The 386-nt window shown below is 63.0% G+C and carries 1 protein-coding gene; it reads left to right on the top strand.

The genetic code is table 11. The features are described from left to right. Positions 1–386 (top strand): sodium-dependent bicarbonate transport family permease (locus tag AAEZ09_RS27950; protein WP_350601590.1); only part of this gene is annotated, 386 nt, incomplete at both ends.

Here is a 386-nt window from a genome sequence, read left to right as displayed (position 1 = left end):
CACCGGCACTGTATGAAACGCTTTCCATCGTGTTGTTGTTGGCAATCGGTCTGCATGGCGGCGTAGAGCTGGCCGAGCAGGCCAGTGCGGCGTTGCTGGGTCAGTCGCTGCTGGTGCTGGCGCTGGGCGTGTTGCTGCCGATCCTGGCCTTCGTCCTGTTGCGCGGCCTGCGCTTCGACCGCGTGAATGCGGCTGCGGTGGCGGCGCACTACGGTTCGGTGAGCGCGGGTACGTTCGCCGTAGTGGTGGCTTATCTTGCCGCGCGGGAAATCTTCTTCGAGAGCTATATGCCGCTATTCGTGGCGATTCTCGAAATCCCGGCGATCCTGGTCGGCATCCTGCTGGCCAAGGGTGTGTCGCGTGATACCGATTGGAAGGAGCTCGGC

This window comes from Pseudomonas sp. 65/3-MNA-CIBAN-0223, assembly GCF_040310425.1.
Classification (GTDB): domain Bacteria; phylum Pseudomonadota; class Gammaproteobacteria; order Pseudomonadales; family Pseudomonadaceae; genus Aquipseudomonas; species Aquipseudomonas gregormendelii.
Note: the sequence above shows the minus strand (reverse complement) of the source record. Positions and strands in the feature narration are given on the sequence as shown.